Below are 1,530 nucleotides of genomic sequence, written 5' to 3' on the forward strand. Positions count from 1 at the left end.
CTAGTTGTCGCGCCTCGCCAGCGGCGCCTCGCGCTGCTTGGATTCCACGGCGCGCTTTAAACCGGTCGGCGCTCTAGGCCAGGATCAGGCTCGCGTCGCCGAACTCGTGGGTTCGGTAGCCGGCGGCAACGGCATGGCCAGGCGCGTCGTCGAGAACGTCGCGCGGGGCGAAGGCACCGAGCAGGCGAAAATGGCTCTCGGCGGATTCGTGCATTCCCGTCAGCAGCCCGTCCACAACCCGAACCTCGAACTGCGCATCGATGATCAGGTCGGTCTCGCCTTCGCCGGCCGCAAGTCGGCCGCCATGCTTGCGAGCAGCTCCTTCGAGGGCGCGCACGACCGTGGTTCCGACCGCGATCACACGGCCGCCTCGAGCGCGCGCGCGTACCACCGCCGCCACCGTCGCGGGTGGAATCTCGTAGCGCTCAGGCAGCGGTAGCGCCGCGTCCAGATCGGGGTCTCCCGTAGCGCTCAGACCTGCTGCGTGGGTGACGGTGGCAAGCTCGATTCCTCGCGCGCGCAGCTCGAGCAGCATCTGCCAATCCAGGGGGCGGCCGGCCGACGGCATTTCCACTGCCCACGGGCGCCCACCGTAGACGGTCTGGACCGACCACAGCTCGGCGGCGAGCCTCCCTACCCGAACCAGGGGCAAGGTCCAGGTTCGCAAGCTGCTCCCGGAAACCATCCCCGGTCTCGACATCGAGCGCATGGAGCTGCCCGCGGGTAGCCGCATGACCGGCACGCCGCACACCGTGCGGACCCGTGAGTACCTCACGTGCGAGATCGGCGAGGTTCAACTGTCGGTCGCGGGCACCGTCTGGCGCCTGGCCCCCGGGGACGTCGTCGTCTTCCGCGGTGACCAGCAGCACGGCTACTCCAACCCCGGACGCTCCAGGGCAGTGGCCTACAGCGTGATCGCTTTCGCGCCCGTCGCGAGTTGAGATCTCGGGGCAAGCAGCCTTGACGAAGATCCCGGAACACACACATGCACATTCTCGGTGTCGATCAGGCGCGGATATGGGCAGGGTCAGCCAGTGTCATGGAAAGGGGAAGCACCCCTTGGTGCTTCGGCGCGACGTCGTCACCCTCTCGAAACTTGCCGATCTGGTCGTGGTCGGGATCGGCTCCGAGCAGTTCATGCACGAGCAGAGGCGGGAGCGCGAGGGCAAGGACCAGCCCTTCGCTCTCGATAGGAAGCAGTATGGCCTCATCAACTCGATTCGAACCCGCAACAAAAACGTCGTTGTCGTCGTCTTGACCGGAACCGGAATCCACATGGCCCCGTTTGCCGACAGGGTGCCTGCCATCGTTCAGGCGTTTTTCCCGGGTGAGCACGGTGGCAAGCCGATCGCCGAGGTTCTGCTGGGCAAGGTTAGCCCCTCGGGAAAGCTTCCCTTCACTCTGGGACGCCGGCCCGAGGATCATCATTGGTTTGGAAACTACCTGCCCGACGGGGCCCAGCTCTACGAGCTATCTCGCTATGGACGTGGTTCGCAAGAAACCGAGTGGAAGGCCCACTACCGTGAAGGC

The 1,530-nt window shown here is 65.9% G+C and carries 3 protein-coding genes; 2 read left to right on the forward strand and 1 reads right to left on the reverse strand.

All coding sequences use genetic code 11. From position 1 onward, the window contains the following. Positions 1 to 73 precede the first annotated feature (73 nt). Positions 74 to 733 carry an S-adenosylmethionine:tRNA ribosyltransferase-isomerase gene (locus MJD61_09220; GenBank protein ID MCG8555450.1) on the reverse strand — a complete coding sequence of 220 codons (660 nt, stop codon included), beginning with the start codon at positions 731 to 733 and terminating at the stop codon, positions 74 to 76. A 19-nt stretch (positions 734 to 752) separates the two neighbouring features. Here MJD61_09220 and MJD61_09225 point away from each other — a divergent pair, with 19 nt between their 5' ends. Beyond that, positions 753 to 941: a cupin domain-containing protein gene (locus tag MJD61_09225; GenBank protein ID MCG8555451.1), complete on the forward strand. Its 189-nt coding sequence runs from the start codon at positions 753 to 755 to the stop codon at positions 939 to 941. 76 nt (positions 942 to 1,017) lie between these two features. Then, the coding region (locus MJD61_09230; protein ID MCG8555452.1) for a glycoside hydrolase family 3 C-terminal domain-containing protein at positions 1,018 to 1,530 on the forward strand (513 nt) is incomplete at its 3' end.

It is taken from the genome of Pseudomonadota bacterium (assembly GCA_022361155.1).
Lineage (GTDB): Bacteria > Myxococcota_A > Polyangia > Polyangiales > JAKSBK01 > JAKSBK01.